The 2,760-nt window shown below is 55.0% G+C and carries 1 rRNA gene; it reads right to left on the bottom strand.

Going from position 1 to position 2,760, the window contains the following annotated elements:
- Positions 1-2,621, bottom strand: a 23S ribosomal RNA gene (locus ACJH71_RS22215); the annotation flags it as partial.
- Positions 2,622-2,760 lie beyond the last annotated feature (139 nt).

Below are 2,760 nucleotides of genomic sequence, written 5' to 3'. Positions count from 1 at the left end.
GGTGCCGGATCACTAGTCCCGACTTTCGTCCCTGTTTGACGTGTCAGTCTTACAGTCAAGCTCCCTTGTGCACTTACACTCAACACCTGATTGCCGTCCAGGTTGAGGGAACCTTTGGGCGCCTCCGTTACATTTTAGGAGGCAACCGCCCCAGTTAAACTACCCACCAGGCACTGTCCCTGAACCAGCTTCATGGTTCGAAGTTAGAGGTCCAATACGATCAGAGTGGTATTTCAACAACGACTCCACCCACACTGGCGTGCGAGTTTCACAGTCTCCCACCTATCCTACACAAACCGCATCGAACATCAATACCAAGCTATAGTGAAGGTCCCGGGGTCTTTTCGTCCTGCCGCGCGTAACGAGCATCTTTACTCGTAATGCAATTTCGCCGAGTCTATGGTTGAGACAGTTGAGAAGTCGTTACGCCATTCGTGCAGGTCGGAACTTACCCGACAAGGAATTTCGCTACCTTAGGATGGTTATAGTTACCACCGCCGTTTACTGGGGCTTAAATTCTCAGCTTCACCCCGAAGGGTTAACCGGTCCTCTTAACCTTCCAGCACCGGGCAGGCGTCAGTCCGTATACATCGTCTTGCGACTTCGCACGGACCTGTGTTTTTAGTAAACAGTCGCTTCTCACTGGTTTCTGCGACCCCCTCCCGCTGCCGGCCGCGAAGGCCATGACGGTATGAGGGTCCCCCTTCTCCCGAAGTTACGGGGGTATTTTGCCGAGTTCCTTAACCATAGTTCACTCGTACGCCTTGGTATTCTCTACCTGACCACCTGTGTTGGTTTGGGGTACGGGCCGTGTATGTGCTCGCTAGAGGCTTTTCTTGGCAGCATAGGATCACCGAATTCGCCGCAAACGGCTATGCATCACCTCTCGGAATATATGCCAGACGGATTTGCCTATCTGACTTCCTACGGGCTTGCCCCAGTATTACCACTGACTGGTACGGCTACCTTCCTGCGTCACCCCATCGCTTGACTACTACCCACCCGGGTCCCACGCAGCCGGTAATCGTCGCACCCCGAAGGGATAGATCGACCACCATTTGGGTGGTTAGCAGAATGGATTCATCAGGGACGCCCACACACGGGTACGGGAATATCAACCCGTTGTCCATCGACTACGCCTGTCGGCCTCGCCTTAGGTCCCGACTCACCCTGGGAGGACTGGCCTGGCCCAGGAACCCTTGGTCTTTCGGCGGGCAAGGTTCTCACTTGCCTCATCGCTACTCATGCCTGCATTCTCACTCCCACACCCTCCACCACTAGATCACTCTGTGGCTTCACCGGATGCAGGACGCTCCCCTACCCAATACTTACGTATTGCCGCGGCTTCGGCGGTGTGCTTGAGCCCCGCTACATTATCGGCGCACAATCACTTGACCAGTGAGCTATTACGCACTCTTTCAAGGGTGGCTGCTTCTAAGCCAACCTCCTGGTTGTCTAAGCGACTGCACATCCTTTTCCACTTAGCACACGCTTTGGGGCCTTAGCCGGCGATCTGGGCTGTTTCCCTCTCGACGCACGGAGCTTATCCCCCGCCGTCTCACTGCCACGCTTACACTCACCGGCATTCGGAGTTTGGCTGACGTCAGTAACCTAGTAGGGCCCATCGGCCATCCAGTAGCTCTACCTCCGGTGAGAAACACGCAACGCTGCACCTAAATGCATTTCGGGGAGAACCAGCTATCACGGAGTTTGATTGGCCTTTCACCCCTACCCACAACTCATCCCCTCAGTCTTCAACCTAAGTGGGTTCGGGCCTCCACGCGGTCTTACCCGCGCTTCACCCTGGCCATGGGTAGATCACTCCGCTTCGGGTCCACAACACGCCACTACACCAACCCCAACGGATTGGATACGCCCTATTCAGACTCGCTTTCGCTGCGGCTACCCCACACGGGTTAACCTCGCGACGTGCCGGTGACTCGCAGGCTCATTCTTCAAAAGGCACGCCATCACCCCACTCAAAGAGAGGGCTCTGACGGATTGTAGGCACATGGTTTCAGGTACTATTTCACTCCCCTCCCGGGGTACTTTTCACCATTCCCTCACGGTACTAATCCGCTATCGGTCATCGAGTAGTATTCAGGCTTACCGGGTGGTCCCGGCAGATTCACAGCAGATTCCACGGGCCCGCTGCTACTCGGGAAACATCACAAGACAGGTATCGGGTTTTCACGTACCGGGCTCTCACCGTCTACGGCAGGCCATCCCAAGCCACTTCCGCTAACCACAACACTTTTTCACTGTCCTCCAGGCGAGTAGACCCAGACATGACACTCCCACAACCCCGCACACACAACCCCTACCCGGTATCACATGCATACGGTTTAGCCATCCTCCGCTTTCGCTCGCCACTACTCACGGAATCACATTTTGTTTTCTCTTCCTACGGGTACTGAGATGTTTCACTTCCCCGCGTTACCTCCCCACCGGCTATACATTCACCGGAGGGTGACACGACATCACTCGTGCCGGGTTTCCCCATTCGGACATCCTCGGATCCACGCTAGGTTGGCAGCTCCCCGAGGCATATCGCAGCCTCCTACGTCCTTCATCGGCTCTCGATGCCAAGGCATCCACCATGCGCCCTTAAACACTTACAAATCACAAAAACCAAGAAACAAAAATTGCAAAACAAACAAGACCAAAGCCTCGCTTGTTAGATGCTCGCAACCACTATCCACAAAACAAACACCACACCCCACCACCAAGATGGAGCGACAACACACCCACCCCCACAAA

Origin of the sequence: Mycobacterium sp. SMC-15 (genome assembly GCF_045310925.1) — a bacterium.
Lineage (GTDB): Bacteria > Actinomycetota > Actinomycetes > Mycobacteriales > Mycobacteriaceae > Mycobacterium.
Note: the sequence above shows the minus strand (reverse complement) of the source record. Positions and strands in the feature narration are given on the sequence as shown.